The sequence below is a fragment of the Spirosoma sp. 209 genome, from assembly GCF_002006735.1.
Classification (GTDB): domain Bacteria; phylum Bacteroidota; class Bacteroidia; order Cytophagales; family Spirosomataceae; genus Spirosoma; species Spirosoma sordidisoli.
The window spans coordinates 772068-791440 of sequence record NZ_MVEC01000001.1; the positions used below are offsets into that span (position 1 = coordinate 772068).

Here is a 19373-nt window from a genome sequence, read left to right on the forward strand (position 1 = left end):
TTTCGTCAGATTAACCTTGATTCAACCAGCCTGCTAGATGGGGGGCAGGGTTTAGTCTGCCCCCCACTAAGACTATGGCAACTGCTCGCGGATGATAAAGAAGTTTTGTCCGGCAACATTGCCCGGATGATTCTTGGTTACGTTCTGGTAGATGTAGTTCACATCGTTACCTGTTCCCTGGTAGATGGTACGTCCATCCAGGTTCACGTCGCCTGTGTAGTAGCCATTCAGGATGTAGCTAGCGGCTCCTGTCGTATTAAACAGCTGACCATTGGGCCTTGTCGCTCCTTTAATCTGGACCGAAATTCCCGACACATCGTTATTGGTTCCCTGATAGATCACAGACTTATCATAGACTACATTACCGGCCCATAGCGCTACCCCCTGCGTCACGGTAATCTGCGACTGATTGACAGCCGAGGTTGTCGAGCGGTAGGTTGGGGTTGCAGGCGTACGGAAGTCGACCACCGTACCGGTTGCCGAGAGCGGAATGGCCGTTGCGGTCATCACACCCAGGTGGTTCCGGTGACGGACTGCCACAAAGTAGTTGCCCGGCGATGCCAGACTGAATACCATTGGCGAGACACCATCCAGCTCAACGATATCACCGTCGCGCTGAATCAGGGCGGCCCGGCTATCGACCACAGTCGACGAACTTGTCGGACTGCGGAGTTCAACAAATACCCAGTCGACAATGGCGTCGTTACCCGTGGTGGCAAATACAGCGCTGCTGCTCAGCGTGGGTGTTGGCGTCAAGGCCGTGAAATTGGTATATGGACTGCTGAGCGGTAAGAAGCCCTTCGAGCGCAGGTCATCACGCATAACCCCAGTTGGCTCGGTCACCCCGAAGAGGGCACCCTGCAACCACGCTTTGGGCAGCAGTTGCAGACCCGCTACATCGTTCACCGTCATGTAGGCCGTGGCCGTGGTACACAACACCGGCGAACCGCTGTCGCACACCTGATAGGTGAAGTTGTCCGTACCTGTGAAGCCCGGCGCTGGCGTATACGTGTAGGTGCCGTTGGCGTTGAAGACCACCGTACCGTTAGCTGGATTCGTCAACTTGGTGAACGTCAGCGGTTGACCATTCGGGTCAGAGTCGTTGGCCGCTACCGTACCCGTGGCTGGCGTGCCCTTCGTCGTTATGAGCTGATCGTCAATGGCTACCGGCGCTACGTTGGTTACACCCGATGGCTGGGTGGGATCTACCGTTACCGTCACCAGAGCTGTCGTACACAACGGCGTCGCGGCCTTATCGCACACGCTGTAGGGGAAGCTCACCACACCCGTGAAGCCCACCGGTGGCGTATAAACTACCTGCCCGTTGACGATGCTGGCCGTACCCGTGGCAGGTTGCGAGACAATCGTCGGTGTATTGAGCTGGCCGTTGACACTGGTCGCCGAGTCAGGGTCGCTGTCGTTGGCCACGACGTTCACCGTCACGCTGCTGCCCGCCGTCGTCCGGGTGGCATCGTTGAGCGCAATCGGAGCGTTGTTGGTCAGCGCGTTAGGCTGAGTCACTGGCGTCAGCGTCAGCGTGCTGGTTGTACAGGCCGGTGGCGTGGCTGCGTCACAGACCTGGATCGGCACGGTCACCGGAGCCGTCTGGCTGGCCGGAGCCGTGTAGGTGTAGGAACCGTCGGGACTCAGCGTGAAGCCAGCCGGTGGTGTACCAATGGTGCTGGCCGTCAGTTTGGTGCCCTCAGGGTCTTTGTCGTTGGTCAGCACGTTGCCCGACGTCGGCTTGCCCGGCACGAACGTGTTCACGTCGGGATTGACGATCGGCGCCTGGTTGACCGGCAGCACCGTGATTGGCATCACGACCGTCGTACACAAACCGCCCTGGTCACACACCTGTATGCACAGGCTCGTACTTGTGGGCTGACTGCCCGGCGTATAGGTCACACACAATGTATTCGTCACATTATTGACGCCTACCTGAGCCGTTCCGCTCGATGGCTGACCGCACAGGCTGGCCGTGTGGGTGTCGCCCGTGTTGTCTACAATCGGCGTGCAAACGACCACCGGCGTGTTAGGCGTCGTCACAATCGGCACTGGCGTTACCTTCGGTGCTACCGTTTGTGAGCCTGGCGGAGTTGGATCCACCACCGTGATGGGCACCGTTACCGTGGTACACTGACCCGAGGGATCACACACGATCACGCACATGGCATCCTGACCCACGCTGCCCGAAGTCGGCGTGTAGTTGATGCACAGTTCATGGGTGGTGTTGTTCACACTGGCCGTGGCTGTGCCCTTGCTCGGATTGCCGCACACGCTCACCGTATGGGTATCGGCGGTGTTGGGGTCCTTGATAGGCATACACACCTGCACCGGTGTATTCTTCGGCGTCACGACCGGCACCACAATAACCACTGGCGGCTGGGGCGTAACGGCCGTGTTGCTGCTTGGGTTGATGACGATCGGAATGATGCTCTGTTTGCAGTTGCCGAAGCTGTCGCAGACCTGCACACAGACCGAGGTCGAGGCCGGGCCTGATGCTGGGGCGGTGTAGGTCAGGCACAACTGGCGGGTGGTGCTGTTGGCAGCCACGGTGGCCGTGCCGGTGCTGGGCTGTCCACAGATCGTAGCCGTGAAGCTATCGGTGGCATCGGCATCGGCGATAGGCATGCAAACCGTGGTCGACTTGCCGGGGTCTACGTTCACCGGTACCGGCACGATATACGGCGGATTACCCGTGTATACCTTGATGGTCGTGCTGCCGGCCGTAGCCACTGGCTTGGTACAACCCAGCGGCAGGCTTCCGTTCGTGGCGATAAACGTTACCACGTAGTTACCTGCCTGCGTGAAGGTCAGGGAGGCTGTAGACCCTGTACCGCTCACGCTCGATACACCCGTTGTCGGGAATACCTTCCAGATCATGCCCTGGTTTGGCACACCGCCACTGGCGTTGAAGGTGGCCGACGTACCCACCAGCGTCGAATCTTTGCCGCTGGCTTCGATTACGTTGATAGGCGATGGAGCCGCGCAGGGGTCGAGACCTACCGCAATCAGGGCAGAGCTTACTTTCTGCACAGGCGTACACGTCAGGTCACCCGCGTTGGTCATCGTGTAAACCACCCGGTACAGCCCTTCCTGACTGAACGTGATGGTTGAGGTCGTGGCTCCGTTGCCGCTGTTGGGCGAAGCACCCGTCGACGGAATGATCTGCCACTGGACGTTATTATAGGGCTGGCCTCCTACCAGGGTGAAGCTACCTGTCTGACCCGTTTTGATGGCCGCCACAGATGGCGACACCGTTACGGTGCTGGAACCAGGATAGTCACAAATTGGCGTCTGGGCCTTCACCCGGAAGTCGAGTGTCGACTGTACCGTACTGGGTACGTTACAACCGGCAGGCAGGCCGCTGTTGGTCTCTTCGAAAATGATCTGGTAGAAACCGGCGTTCAGGAATGTGATCGACGGGGTTACCGTACCCGTACCGCTGTTGGGTGAAGCCGTGCTCGACGGCGCCACAAACCAGCGTACGGTGCTGCCGCTACTGGCACCTACATAGCTGAATGACGTTGCTCCTCCGGCCAGTACACTGTTCGTACCGGGTATTACCTGACCGGGCGTTAATGGCGTACACGGAATAGCCGCGTTGACCGTTACGCTCACCGAACAGCTGTTGCTGAACTGGGCCGAACTCACCGACAGGCTCCGCACACCACCCGTACCCGTTCCGTCATATACGATCGGAATGGCAACGGAAGTCTGGCCCGCCGTCAGCGTAGTCACGAACGGCGATGGCGACGAGCCGAAGCCCGTACCCGATACCGTCAGCGTAACCGAACCGGGCTGTACACCCGTAACCGGCATCGTTAACGTACCCGACGATGGCGCACCGGCTATAAACGTACCGGCTATGCTGGCGTTGGCGCAATCGAATGTATTGGATGGGCAAACCTTAACGGCTAACTGGCTTGAGTACACCACGCAGGCACCCCCTACAGCCGTGAGGTTGGTACCAACGGTCAGCGTAGGCAGGGGCGTCTGGGTGTTGTCGTAGCTCACCAGATACACCAGGTAGTTACCCGTAGCCACGTTGGTCAGCGTGCTGCTGCCCGGAGCCGAGGCCTTCACAATTGTACCGTTGCCATCGGTCATGATCACCACATGGCTGTAGTTGCTGCCCGTCACGGCTGGCGTTGTCGTAAACACGACCGTGCCGCTGCTCTTGTCGCAGGTGGCCGATGAGCAGGCCGTTGGGCTGGTGCTGATCGTAGCCGGATTCGAGAAGGCATCCGAACAGCTCCCGCCGTTGTTGAGCACCGCCCGGTACTGCTGTCCGTTGGCGGCATTCACGAAGTTGTAATAGTTTTTGCCGAACGTACCTGAAATGTCGGTCCAGTTCGCACCGTTGTCGACAGAGGTCTGCCATTTCACCACCGTACCCGTCTGGCCCGTGAGGGTCAGCGATCCTACGTTGCTGATGCTACAAAGCGCACCGCCCGCGTAGGTAGCGGTACCGCCTACGGTTGGGTTGGGGCAAGAGGCCACGACCGTAAAGTTGGATACATCCGTGTTGCTGACTCCCGCCGTGTTACTGGCGATGGCCGAAACCGTTTGCGCGCCTACCGCAAAGGTCATGCTGGTACAGGTCCAGTTACCGGCGGCATCGGCTGTAACGATGCACGTCTGGCTGGCTGTAGCCGCCGAACGCCCATTGGGATTCGTTGCGGCACTATAGGAGCTGGGCGTAACCACCGTCACACTGGCAAATGGAGCAGTCAATCCCACGATCGGTGGGTTGGTTTGGGTCATGGTCACGTTCCGGGGCGACGAAATGCTAACCGCTATCGTCGCACTTACTGCCGTGAAGCTGGCCGTTGCGGGCGTACTCACACCCGCCGTACTGCTGGCCACTGCCGTTACGGTCTGGCTGCCCGGCGTAAAGGTCAGGCTGGTGCAGGTCCAGCTACCGGCCGCGGTAGCCGTGGTCAGGCAGCTTTGCCCGTTGGGGCCGTTTACCGTTACGGATGAACCGGGTGTAGCCGTTCCGCTCACCACCGGATTCGTACTCGCCGTCGTGTTTAGCGGAGCCGTAATGGCGATGGTTGGCGGGAAACAGGCCGCATCCTTCGCTGTGGCGTTCAGGCTGGTACCCACACTCTGGCCTCCATTGGCAAGGGTGGGTACACCGTTGGCATCCACACAGGCCGTGGTGCTGCACAGGTTCTGGGTTACTCCCGTTGAGCCACCCGCCAGCGTTGAGCTGACCAGATTGGCGTTCGTGAAATTGGCTCCGCCTTCGAGGGCATCGGGGCAACCGTCGCCGTCCGAGTCCAGGTCGAGGTTATTGGCAAGGCCGTCCCCATCGGTATCACAATACTTGATCGACACATTGTCTATCTCGATATCATCACCCGGACCCGACTGCGCTTCGTTTGTATCCCAGGTAAGGGCCAATCGATAGGATCCGGTTACCTCCGCTACCATCGATTTCGAGAAGTTTGCAGAAGTAGCACTCGTAACCGGCACATTACCGGCCTGGCCTGCCCGTGTTCGGTACGTTTCGATGGTTTGAACAATGTTACCCAACCCATCGATCAATACGAATGCAAACGTGACACCTTTCGTTGTGCTTGTTGGATTGGCATTCCGTGAATCGAATGAGAAATTATAGGTCTGACCAGCTCTGAAATTGATTGGAACATTGTTCACAGTCAACACTTTACTGCTGGCAACATAGGTAGCATCGTTATCTATTGCAATAGCCAAGAGGTTATCACTCGTCCTGACTGCGACACCGGGGTCAGAAAAAAGCCAGTTGGTGGTGGCGCTGAAATTGCCATTGGTCACGTTCTCACAGGCCATCTCCGCCGTATCCACGATACCGTCGTTGTCATCGTCGAGGTCGGCAGAGTCGGTAAAGCCATCGCCGTCGGAGTCGGGTTGTGGACAAGCCGCATCCTGAACTCCCGCTTTCTGGCTCGTACCCACGTTCTGACCACCATTAGCCAGGGTGGGTACCCCGTTGGCATCTACGCAGGCCGTGGTGCTGCATAGGTTCTTACCCGTTGAGCCATTCGCCAGGGTTGCGCTGACCAGATTGGCCGTGGTGAAGGCTGCTCCGCCCTCGATGGCATCCGGGCAACCGTCGCCGTCCGTATCCAGATCCAGCCGGTTCACAATCCCGTCACCGTCGATATCATTGTTGCAGGTCGTTGGCGTAACGAAAATGTCGTCCAGCGCAAAGTCATTACCGATCGCACCGGTGGAGTTATTAAAGGCCTCCAGCCGATAAACGCCCGGTTGCAGAATCACTGTGCCCTGGCCTTTCTGCCAGATACCCCCTTCCGGTATATCACCCGAACTGGTGGTGTTGAGCACCGCATTTGTCGTGGCATTGACAATCCGGAAGCCCAGGTTGGGCAGGCTGAAATTGTTACCTGCTTTGAGGGCGTTGGCTACCCAGCCTCCGTAGTTATAGCTGCCTCCGGCGGTCACCGTAAACGAGCCACTGTAGAATATACCCGCCGACGTGGAACCGTTGACCCACATGTAAGCATCGGTCGGCGTACCGGTGGTATGGCCATTGAACAACTGGAAAGCGCTATTGGCACTATTGGCCGGCACAACGCCGGAGATAATCTGGTACTGCGCGTCAGCCGTATTCGGGCATGCATACACATAGTTGCTGCTAACCGTCGACGTGGAGGGACGGCACACGGTGGTAAAGCCGAAGGTACCCTGGGACTCATTGGTCACCAGTGAGGCCGTGCAGTTTTCGTAGATATCCAGAATGCCGTCGTTGTCATCGTCGAGGTCGGCATAATCACCTATACCGTCGTTGTCGGAGTCCACTTGCGGGCAGGCTGTATCCTGAACTCCCGCTTTCTGGCTCGTACCTACACTCTGACCACCATTGGCCAGGGTGGGTACCCCGTTGGCATCTATGCAGGCCGTGGTGCTGCACAGGTTCTGACCCGTTGAGCCATTCGCCAGCGTTGTGCTGACCAGGTTGGCTGTGGTGAAGGCGGCTCCCCCTTCCAGGGCATCCGGGCAACCGTCGCCGTCCGTATCCAGATCCAGCCGGTTCACAATCCCGTCACCGTCAGGATCATTGTTGCAGGTCGTCAGCGTAACAAAGATATCATCTACCCCAAAGTCGTTACCTAAAGTAGACGTGCTAATGTTATAGAATTCCAGGCGATACACACCCGGTTGCAGCGTAACGGTCGAACCGATCTTCTGCCAGCTACCACCTTCCGGCAGGTTGCCCGACGTAGTACTACTAACCACAGCAGAAGTCGTTGCGTTGACCACACGAACGCCCACGTTGGGCAACGCCAGATTTTGGCCTGCCTTAATCATGTTAGCGGTCCAGGCCCCGAAGTTGTAGGTGTTGGCCGCTGTCACCGTAAAGGAGCCAGCATAAAATACCCCCTGCGTATCCCCCCCGTTGATCCACATAAAGGCATCTGAAGGGCTAGCGGTCGTGTGCCCGTTGATGATCTGGAAGGCCGGGTTCCCCCAGCCGCTAACCAGACTCCCTTTCAGAATCGAATAATTGCCTGTAGCTGTAGCCTGGCAGGCAAATACATAGTTGGACACCGGAGAGGTGGAAGCCCGGCATGCATCGGTGAAGCCGAAGGTGCCCTGAAACTCACTGGTTGCCAGCGAGGCCGAGCAGTCTTCGTAAATATCCAGAATGCCGTCGTTATCATCGTCGAGGTCATTATTATCGGTAATGCCGTCGCCGTCGGAGTCGGGTTGTGGGCAGGCCGCATCCTGAACCAACGCATCCTGGCTCGTACCAATGGTTTGGCCCGTGCCGGCCTGAGTGGGAATACCCAACGTTGCGGTTGCCGACGATATCGTACCCGTCAAGGCACCGGCAGGCGTGATAGCAGCCGTGGTGAAGGCCGCTCCGCCTTCGAGGGCATCGGGGCAACCGTCGCCGTCCGAGTCCAGGTCGAGGTTATTGGCAAGGCCGTCCCCATCGGTATCACAATACTTGATCGACACATTGTCTATCTCGATATCATCACCCGGACCCGACTGCGCTTCGTTTGTATCCCAGGTAAGGGCCAATCGGTAGGATCCGGTCCCCCCCGCAACCAGCGATGTCGAGAAGGTCGAAAAAGTGCTGCTCGTAACCGGCACATTGCCGGCCTGGCCCACCCGTGTTCGGTACGTTTCGATGGTTTGAACAATGTTATTCGAACCATCGATCAATACGAATGCAAACGTGATACCTTTCGTTGTGCTTGTTGGATTGGCATTCCGTGAATCGAAGGAGAAATTATAGGTCTGACCAGCTCTGAAATTGATTGGAACATTGTTCACAGTCAACACTTTACTGCTGGCGATATAGGTGGCGTCGTTATCTATTGCAATAGCCAACAGGTTATCACTCGTCCTGACGGCGACACCGGGGTCAGAAAAAAGCCAGTTGGTGGTGGCGCTGAAATTGCCATTGGTCACGTTTTCACAGGCCATCTCTGCCGTATCCACGATACCGTCGTTGTCATCGTCGAGGTCTTCAAAGTCGGCAAAGCCATCCGCATCGGCATCCAGACAGCCATTAATGGCCGACAATTGGCTTACGCCATTGGTTTGCCCTGTCCCGGCAATGGTCGGTACGCCCATCGTGGCGGAGGTGCTGCCCACGCAGGCCGTGGTGCTGCACAGGTTCTGACCCGTTGAGCCATTCGCCAGCGTTGAGCTAACCAGGTTGGCCGTGGTGAAGGCCGCTCCCCCTTCGATAGCATCGGGGCAACCGTCGCCGTCCGAATCCAGATCGAGGAAGTTGGCCACATTATCCCCATCCGTATCACAACGTTTGGCGAGGACTGAAAAATCATCGAAATCAAGCGTACCCGTTGCGCCGAAGAAGTAGTACCGGATTTTATGGGTCTTATTAGCGGCTAATTCGATATCAGGTACATCGATAAAATAATTCGTAGCAACCGTTGGCATGGGGAACGAAGACACCAGCAGCGTTGAGGTAGCAAAATTATCGCTTGAGTAAGCAACCCCCAGATTGTAAGCCCCCGACGAAATAACCGTCCTGGCCACGTATAGGCGCGACAAATAGGCGTTCAAGGCCTGTGTCGAAAACGTATATTCAACATACTGGTTATTGGCAATTGCCTGAGCTAGGTTAGTTGACGTTATATTGGAAATCGTATAGGCAAAATTGTTGTTAACAGGTGCCGAAGTCAGGGTTAAGCCCGGTGCTGCGGTAAAGTTCTGCGGAGCGCTGAACACCCCCCCTAAGGCCGAGTTAGTCTGGTCATACCCAAACGGATTCACCGTATTCGCGCCATTCCAAAGAACAGACAAATTTTCGGGACACTCGGCCGAATCCAGAATACCATCGTTGTCATCATCGAGGTCGTCAAAATCCGCCACACTGTCGCTGTCCGAATCCAGTGGTTGCACATAGGTAAATGAGCTTGTTACGGTATTACTCACGCCAAGCGCGTTACCCGCCACGGCCGTCACTGTTTGCGGACCGGGGGCGAACGTCATACTCGTACAGCTCCAGCTACCGGCCGCACTCGCCGTCGTGACGCAGCTTTGCCCGTTGGGACCACTTACCGTGACCGAAGCTCCAGACGTGGCCGTACCGCTGATGGGCGGGTTGGCAGTGTAAACCGTTGTGTTTTTAGGGCTACTGATCGTAATGGTGGGGGTTACGGGGCAAGCCGCATCCTGTACCGTTGCGCTTTGGCTCGTACCAATGGTTTGGCCCGTGTTAGCAATGGTAGGAATACCCAACGTAGCCGCAGCCGACGATACCGTACCTGTTAAGGCACCGGCAGGCGTAATATTGGCCGATGTAAAGGCCGCTCCCCCTTCGATGGCATCCGGGCAATTGTCGCCGTCCGAATCCAGATCGAGGCTGTTAGCGATTCCATCATTGTCGGTGTCACAAGTAGTCGTTAAGCTCGAAAATAACCAGCTAACTCCTTTACCAGCGAAAGGTGCATCAGCTCTTGTCTGATCCCCCCCGAAAAAATTGCTGGCAATTCCGCTGGTATAAACCCAAGTACCGACCTTGCTAAAACCTCCGGTTGCAGGCTCACTGTCGTCAATCACTGTAGTTGCTCCTGTAGCGTTATTAACGAGGAGCGCGGCATCGATGCCAATAAACGACCCATTTATCCCACCAGACAAATCGATTGATATTTTGATTCGTCCTGTGTTATCAGGGAATACATCTGAAGCTACACGCGTCCAGCCAAGTCCGGAAAACGTTAGGTCTGCCGGAGTTACCTGCTGGTTCCATGTATAATTGATTGGTCCAGTACCACCTGTTACCACCACAGGTACGTTTGTGGCATATCCAGAAAAGACGGGCTCGCGCAGGTAAACAGTATAGGTTGCACATTCATTAGCATCTGGAATACCGTCATTGTCGTCGTCCAGATCATCTATATCGACAAAACCATCACCATCTGAATCACGACAGGCACTAACTGCTGAGTTTTGACTGTAGCCAGTAGATTGCCCAGTGTTTGCTGAAACCGGCACACCCATCGTTAAAGTTGTATTTCCGACTGTATTCCCTAGGTTTCGGCTTTCATTGGTTAAGCCGCCTGGCATAGAGGAATTGACCAAGTTTGCCGTGGTGAAGGCCGCTCCCCCCTCGATAGCATCAGGACACCCATCACCGTCGGAATCCAGATCCAGACGATTGACTATACCGTCGCCGTCTGTATCGCAAGTCCCCGGATTCACTAACGAAAATGTTCCTGTTAGATACGTAAGGATGTATGTAGACTGGGTTATGGAGAAAGAATTAGTTCCTGCGTTTATTGGAACAGTGTTAAAAGACGCTCCATTCGAAAGTACCAAGGGGTAAAGCTGTCCATTTAGAACTTTACTTCCGAACAGAGATACTGTACCAGCCGGACTGATAACTACTCGCACTAACGGAGTTGCGACATTCGACGTGCCGAACAACCATACATTACCCACCTGACTCCCGTATAAGTCTCCATCCGCAAATTTTACATTTTGAATAAATGACGAACCTTGGTCAGCTGGAATAAACTGAATTTCTTGATTAGCAATTGGTTGTCCATTAATAAAAAGTTGGAAGGAGTTATCAAGACTGGTAATATCTAACTGTAGACCTGAGTTTGTGCCAGTAGCAGTTCCAGAACCTGGGTTTCCATTAGAGATACTAACAGTAGTGCTGTTGCTCAATACATTTGCACATTCATATATATCCAGAATTCCGTCATTGTCATCGTCGAGGTCGAGGCTGTCAATGATGTTATCACCGTCACTATCCACTGTTCCCTGCGCGTATGAAGTTGTACTGAGGGCCAGGCTGCAAACCAGCAGCAGGCTACCGAGAGCGAGCCCCGCTTTCCGGAACCCCGCCGGGCTACCCCGCGAGTAATCCCGGCCTCCGTAAAAAAGCCACGGCAGCCGGTAGCCGACATAGTCCGTTATAGACAACTGCCGAACGAAACGTCTTAGCTTTTCTATTGCCGGAAAGCCAGCCTGGAATGATGTATCTGATCCGGCCAGATGCCTCACCAGCCGCCATAAAAACCGCGGGACGTTTTCGCCCCACTGAAGCAGCACCCGTAACGAGCCCGCCAGTAAGCAGTATAGACTACCCATGTTACGTATGGATATAAGGTTAAGTAATAGACGTTTATTCATCGTTCGGTGGGTTGAACTGTGGTTATGGCTATTGACCTGACCCTTCTCGGCGACGGTCAGCCTGTTTATTCGATTCATTGTCGGCATCTGGCTTTTGACCAGACGTTATTATGCTGTTAAGCTTCTCCCCGTTCCATAGCAATAGCCCGGTCGGAGGTTTTTCTATTTCACAATCCCTCCCGGCTTCACGACACAGTCGGTCGAGCAGGCCGACGAGCTGGTCGTTGTCGTCAGCGCCGTCGAGAAGGCGTCAGCACAGCTGCCCCCACTGTTGACCACCGCCCGGAACTGTTGCCCGTTGGCGGCATTGGTGAAGCTGATCTGGGTCAGCCCCGCCGTGTTGCCAATGTCGGTCCAGCTGGTGCCCCCGTTGGTCGAGGTTTGCCACTTCACCACGGCCCCTGTCTGGCCGGCTAGCTGCAGCACGCCCTGGTTGCTCACCGAGCAGAGCGGCAGTGTACCCAGCAAGGTCACCGTTCCTCCCACGCTTGGGGTCGGGCAGTTGCAGACGCCATAGACCAGCTGGTTGGAAATGGCCGCGCAGGCTCCGCCAACTGCCGTGATGTTGGTGCCCACCGTAATGCTGGGCTGGGGCGTTACTGTATTTTCGTAGCTCAGCAGATACACCAGATAGCTGCCCGTGGCTACGCCTGTGATGGTTTTGCTGCTGGTGCCCGACACGTACAGAATTGTACCGTTGGCATCGGTGGCGATCACCTGATGGCTATAGTTGCTGCCCGTCATCGATGAGGTCGCCGTGATGGTAATCGTACCCGCCTGATTATCGCAGGCCGTGGTGCTGCACACGCTGCTGCTGGTGCTGACGGTGGCCGGAGCCGAGAACGCATCGGCACAGCCATTGCCGTTGCTGACTACGGCCCGGAACTGCTGCCCACTGGCCGCATTCAGGAAGTTGTACGTGATTTTGCCGGACGATGCGTTAATATCCGTCCAGCTTGTACCCCCATTGGTCGAGGTTTGCCAGGTCACCACGGCCCCTGTCTGACCGGCTAGCTGGACGGTACCGGCATTGCTCGAACTACAGAGCGAAACGCCCGAATAGCTGGCCGCGCCCCCCACGCTGGAGTTGGAGCAGGGGTTTGCTACGGTGAAGCTGGTGACAGCTACGGTGCTGGTGCCTACTGTGTTGCTGGCTACAGCCGTTACTGTCTGCGAACCAGGCGTAAACGTCAGGCTGGTGCAGGTCCAGCTACCGGCCGCACTCGCCGTCGTGACGCAGCTTTGCCCGTTGGGGCCGCTCACCGTTACCGATGCCCCGGCCGTAGCCGTACCGCTGATGGGCGGGTTGGTGGTGTTGACAACCACGTTATTTGGGCTGTTGATGGTCAGGCTGGGCGGCAGGGTTGGCGTTGAGCAGTTGTTACACAGCTGAATGGTCGTATAGAATTCGGCCGTCGAGCCGGTCAGGTACGTTACCCCGATGCGCACATCAGACAACGTACCCAGCAACTGAATGGAGCCGTTACCTTCCTGCCCGATCAGCACATGGCCGTCGATCTGGTGAAAGGTTTCCCAGCTATCGGTCTTGCGGACACAGAACTGAAGCGGGCTACCGGCAGCGTCGGTGAAGGTGTACTTCACCTGCGCGCCGGCAGATCCCAGGCTGTAGATATTGAGTATAGGGTCTTTTACGGTCGACGAAAACGTGAGGCTGTAGGAAAATGGGCCGGTGCCCGTTACCTGTGGTTCAGCCGCATTGTCGATGGCCACGCGGTTGCTGTTGGCCTGCACGGGGTTCCAGATGGCCGTGTTGGTAAATTCGTTCGGAAAGCCGGTGTTGATGATGCTGCCTTTCAGCGTTACGTTGACGGTATTACCCTGTGCATCGGGCATGGTAGCCGTGGCCTGACTGGCGGTAGCAGTCGTACTCCAGGCAGCAAAGCGGGGCGTCGGGCAGTCCTGTACCTGTGCTTCGGGGCATAGCACGCCAAAGGTGAGGCCAGTCCAGAACTCCGACGTGTTGCCGGTCAGGTACGTAGTCTCCATCCGAATGACCGTCACCGGCACATCGAAGCGGATGGTGCCGTTGCCCTCTTCGCCTTCGAGTTGGTTGCTGCCCACTTTGGCGAAGTTGGTTGCATTGTCGGTTTTCAGCACCGTAAACGGAATGGGGTTACCCGATGCATCGGTGAACGTATAGCGAACCCGCTTGCCAGCCTGCCCCAGGCTGTAAACGTACATGAGCAGGTTGCTGATGGGGTTCGAGATGGTCCAGGTATACAGGAAGGGGCCGGTGCCGCTGTTCTGCGGTTCGGCGGCATTGTCGATGGCCACCCGGTCGGCATAGCGCGCCGGGAGGTAATAGGCACTGGCGTTGTTGAAATAGCCGGTGTAGTTGATGTTGATCATGCTGCCCGCCCCCACAATAGACGAGCCTTTGCCCGTAATGTCCATGATGGTGCCGACAACGGAATTGGGCGACACGTTGGTCCATTTGGCGAAATTGGCGCCGTTGCACTTGCCGTTGATACCGTCTTGTGGCTCAGGTGCCGGGCAGGAGCCGACCAATTGAATGGAGGTAAAATTTTCGGCCGTCGAGCCGGTTATGTAGGTCACCTGCATCCTGATCTGCTTCGGGCTACCGTCGAACTGAATCGTACCGTTGCCTTCCGCCCCTTCGAGCACATGGCCGGATAGCTGCCGGAAAGCCTCCCAGTCGTTGGTTTTGCGGACAATGAAGGTCAGTGGCTCGTTATTTTCGTCGAAGAAGGTATAGCGAACCCGTATCGACGTGCTGCCCAGGCTGCTAATGTTGAAGATGGGCTGGCGGAGGGGCGACGACAGTGTCCAGGTATAGAGGAATGGCCCCGTGCCGGTTACCTGTGGCTCGGCCGCATTGTCGATGGCTACGCGCTCGCCCGCCGTGCTGTTGATATCCCAGTTAGTGGTATTGTTGAACTCGCCGGGGAACCCGATATTGACGATACTCCCGGTCAGGGTCACGCTTACGGGATTGCCCGACACATTGTCGGTCACGGTGCCAATGGCCTGACCGGCCGTATTCGATTGCCAGTCGACGATAGTGGGGGCCGGACAGGGCGCAAACGAAACATCGGGACAGCGCACGCCAAACGTAACCGCCGTAAAGACTTCGGATGTGCTGCCGCTCAGGTACGTTACCTCGATCCGCAGCGTACTGATCGCTCCCTGAAACTGAATGGTCCCGTTGCCTTCGTTGCCTTCCAGCTGATTGGCCGCCGAGGCATAGAACGTCTGGTTGTTGTCGGTTTTCCGAATCGTGAAATTGACCGGGTTGCCCGCGCCATCTTTAAACGTGTACCGGATCTTCACCCCGGCATTACCCAGGCTGAAAATGTTCATGAACGGGTTGGTCACCGCCTGCGAGAATGTCCAGGTATAGAGGAAGGGACCGGTGCCCGTTACCTGTGGTTCAGCCGCATTGTCGAGGTTGACCGAATTGGCCTTGTTGGTATACGGGTCATAGGCCGCTTGCGATGAGGTGGGACTACCCAGCGCCAGCATACTGCCCGTTCCGGTCACGCTGATGGGCGTACCATCCAGGGCCGTCAGCGACCCCACCGCCGACGAAGCCGTCACGGTTGTCCAGTTAACCAAATTGGCTCCGCTACAGCGGATGTCGGCCTGCGCCTGAGCGGTTGTGCCGTTGGCAAACAGCCCCATAACCACCCACACCCAGGCCCATACTATGGCCCGGATGCGGTTCATGAATGCATAGCTACCCCGGCCGGGACGGCTACTCTTCATGGTGGCTATGTAGATGTTTACGTGCATGTTACGGTGTTTATTATTGTTCACTCTTACTCCCTTCTTTTCGCCCCTTCGATAGACTTTTCCCAACCTCAAAAGGGGACCAAAAGCTGGCGCTTCCTGAACTCCTTTTAAGGTTGGGAGTATTCCCTTAGTTTTTGTTAATCGTTCCCGGCTTCACGTCGCAATCCACCGAACAGGCCGAGGCACTGGTGAGCGTGACAAACGGCGCGGAGTTTGCATCGGCGCAACTGCCACCCGCGTTCACCACCGCCCGGAACTGCTGATTATTCTGCGCGTTGGAGAAGCTGATTTGTGTCAGCCCCGCCGTGTTACCAATGTCAGTCCAGCTTGTGCCACCGTTGGTAGAGGTTTGCCACTTCACCACCGTGCCCGTCTGGCCCGATAGCGTGAGAACGCCCTGGTTACTCACCGAGCAGAGCGGCAACGTACCTACCAGGGTCAGCGAACCACCCACCGATGGGTTGGGGCAACAGGCCACCGTGGTGGCCGTTACCTGCGTCACCGCCGTACCGCTGAAGCAGTTGGCCGTGGCGTCGAAGAAGGCCGCGAAGTACGTTCCTGCCGTTACACTGGTGATGTTAGTGATCCGGTTGCTCGCCGTGGCCGGTGTACCCGTATGCCAGGTCAGCGTCGTGCTGGCAGGCTGGTTAGTGGCCGTGATCGTGCTCAGGTCGATCGTTGTAGCTGGGCAGGCGTTGGCCTTGCTGGTGGCCGACAGGGCCGGAGCCAGTGTAGCTGAACAGCAGACCGTCGTGGTGGCCGTCACCTGCGTCACCGCCGTACCGCTGAAGCAGTTGGCTGTCGCGTCAAAGAAGGCCGCGAAGTACGTACCTGCCGTTACGCTGGTGATGTTAGTGATCCGGTTGCTCGCCGTAGCCGGGCTACCCGTGTGCCAAGTCAGCGTACTGCTGGCAGGCTGGTTGGTCGCCGTGATTGTGCTCAGGTCGACCGTCGTGGCCGGACAAGTGTTGGCCTTCGTCGTGGCCGACAGAGCCGGAGCCAGCGTAGCTGAACAGCAGACCGTCGTGGTGGCCGTCACCTGGGTCACCGCCGTGCCGCTGAAGCAGTTAGCCGTGGCATCGAAGAAGGCCGCGAAGTACGTACCCGCCGTTACACTGCTGATGTTAGTGATGCGGTTGCTTGCCGTGGCGGGTGTACCCGTGTGCCAGGTCAGCGTCGTGCTGGCAGGCTGGTTAGTGGCCGTGATTGTGCTCAGGTCGACCGTCGTGGCTGGACAGGCGTTGGCTTTGCTGCTGGCCGACAGAGCCGGAGCCAGCGTGGCCGAACAGCAGACTGTCGTGGTAGCCGTTACCTGCGTCACCGCCGTACCGCTGAAGCAGTTGGCTGTCGCGTCGAAGAAGGCTGCGAAGTACGTGCCCGCCGTTACGCTGGTGATGTTGGTAATCCGGTTGCTTGCCGTAGCTGGGCTGCTCGTATGCCAGGTCAGCGTACTGCTGGCAGGCTGGTTGGTCGCCGTGATTGTGCTCAGGTCGACCGTCGTGGCCGGACAAGTGTTGGCCTTCGTCGTGGCCGACAGGGCCGGAGCCAGTGTAGCTGAACAGCAGGCTGCTGTAACCGCCGTGACGGGCGTTGTGGCCGAACCGCTGTAACAATCGGTCGACGCGTCGTACAGAGCCGCGAAGTACGTACCTGCCGCAACGGCCGAGACTGACGTGATGCGGTTAGCGGCCGTAGCTGTTGCACTCGTATGCCAGGTCAGCGATGTGCTGGCGGGTGCATTGCTCACCGTGATCGTGCTCAGGTCGACCGTCGTGGCCGGGCAGGCGTTGGCCTTGCTGGTGGCCGATAGCGTAGGCGCAATACCGGTAACCAGACAGCAGGCTGGGTCTTTTGCCGACGAATTCTGGCTGGTACCTGTCGTCTGCCCTGTTCCGGCAATGGTAGGTACACCCATCGTAGCCGTGGTGCTGCCAACTGGTGTTGGCAGGTTTTTGGTCACGTTGGTACTGCCACCGGCCATGGTGCTGCTCACCAGATTCGACGTGGTAAAGGCCGCGCCACCTTCAAGGGCGTCCGCACATCCGTCACCGTCCGCATCCAGGTCGAGGCTATTGACAATGCCATCGTTATCCGTATCGAGGCCACAGGCTGCCAACAGGCTGATATTCCTCAGGTTAAAGTCAATATCGAACGTAGACAACGACACGTCGGTGAAGCGAACCGTAAATGCACCGGGGCCGGGCGTAAAGTTCAGCGTCTCGGTTGTATTTGGGTTGCCCAGGTTTTTGGTCACCGTTTTGGTGGCAATCACGCTGCCGCCCTGCACGATATCTAACCGCATCCCCACCGTACCGGCCGTTCCACCAAAAACTTCGGCGGTGAAGGTCAGTTGCAGGTTCTGGTTGGGAACCGTCGTAACAGTCTGACTCAGCACCCCATTCGGGGTTGAACCAGCTCGATTGAAGCCGAAGAAGCCCGTAAATTCCTCAATGTTGCCGGTTTTGGTCCAGCCGGTGTTCAGGCCACCTGTGCCATTGATAATTTTCTGACAGGCAGGATCTTCCACCGTATCCAGAATACCGTCGTTATCGTCGTCCAGATCGTCGAGATCAGGCACACCATCCCCGTCGGTATCGATACAGCCATTCACGGCTGAAGTCTGACTAACACCAATTGCCTGCCCTGTTCCGGCAATGGTAGGTACACCCATCGTAGCCGTGGTGCTGCCAACTGGTGTTGGCAGGTTTTTGGTCACGTTGGTACTGCCACCGGCCATGGTGCTGCTCACCAGATTGCTCGTGGTAAAGGCCGCGCCACCTTCAAGGGCGTCCGCACATCCGTCACCGTCCGAATCGAGATCTAGGCTGTTGACGATACCGTCGCCGTCCAGATCACAGGCTCCCGGAACAGAGACACCATTTATAATAAAATCAAACTGGGTCGCAACGGTCGATACATCGGTGAACCGTATGGTGGTCGACGTAGAGGTTGGCGTGAAATTAAGCGTCTCAATCGTCCAGGGAATTCCGAACGTTTTCGTGACTGTCTTCGTGGCTATGACCGTACTACCAGCCAATACATCCACTCGGACGCTCACGTTACCGGCCGTGTTTCCGCCCCATCCTACGGCGTTGAATTTCAGTTGTAAGCCCTGATTCGGAATCGTTGAAATCGTCTGGCTCAGTACGCCGGTTGGCGCAGAATCGCCGTAATTGAAGGAGAATTGAGGTAACAAATTGTAGAATACGTTGCCGGTTTTCGTCCAGCCGGTAAATCCATTGGCACCACTGCCATTAATGATTTTCTCGCAGTCACCTTCCTCAACCGTATCCAGAATACCGTCATTGTCGTCGTCCAGATCATCCAAATCCAGTACGCCGTCGCCATCGGTATCGATACAGCCATTAACCGCCCCGTTTTGACTGATTCCAATCGTTTGACCCATACCGGCAATCGTCGGCACACCCATCGTAGCAGTCGTACTGCCAACGGTATTACCTAAGTTTTGCGTAACCGGCACGGGAGACGTACCGTTGAAACCGGCACCGCTGTTACCACCCGACATCGTACTGCTCACCAGATTGCTGGTGATAAAGGCCGCGCCACCTTCAATGGCATCGGGGCAACCGTCACCATCTGAATCCAGATCCAGACTATTGATAATGCCGTCATTATCTGCATCCGCATTGACACAGGATAGCGATGATACCGATTGAATGGCAATATCATCCGCCAAGCCAGGAGAGGGACCACCCGTGAACAGGAGTTGGAACACACCCGACGGAGGCACGCCGGTCGGTAGCGTAATGACCAGGTTTGACTTAGCCGAGACAGCCCCGAGGATTACCCCAGGCAACGACGTGATGTTGACCGTCGCGCCATTATTACCCACGATTGTGGGTGAGTTGAGCAAGCCGGTATTGACCGTGGCATAGGTCACCCCATTGTACTTGACCTCCAGCACCGATTGGCCCGCAGGATCAGAAACAAAAGAGGTATTTTGC

The 19373-nt window shown here is 56.8% G+C and carries 3 protein-coding genes; all 3 read right to left on the minus strand.

Going from position 1 to position 19373, the window contains the following annotated elements; genetic code table 11:
- Positions 1-72 precede the first annotated feature (72 nt).
- The gene (locus B1C80_RS03200; protein WP_077919585.1) at positions 73-10053 is read right to left on the minus strand and encodes an Ig-like domain-containing protein; all 9981 of its coding nucleotides are present in this window, start codon (positions 10051-10053) and stop codon (positions 73-75) included.
- Positions 10054-11796: 1743 nt separating this feature from the next.
- Complete coding sequence (locus B1C80_RS03205; protein ID WP_077919586.1) at positions 11797-15408, minus strand: hypothetical protein; 3612 nt, start codon at positions 15406-15408, stop codon at positions 11797-11799.
- A gap of 127 nt (positions 15409-15535) precedes the next feature.
- Positions 15536-19373 (minus strand): hypothetical protein (locus tag B1C80_RS28330; protein ID WP_161492706.1); only part of this gene is annotated, 3838 nt, incomplete at its 5' end.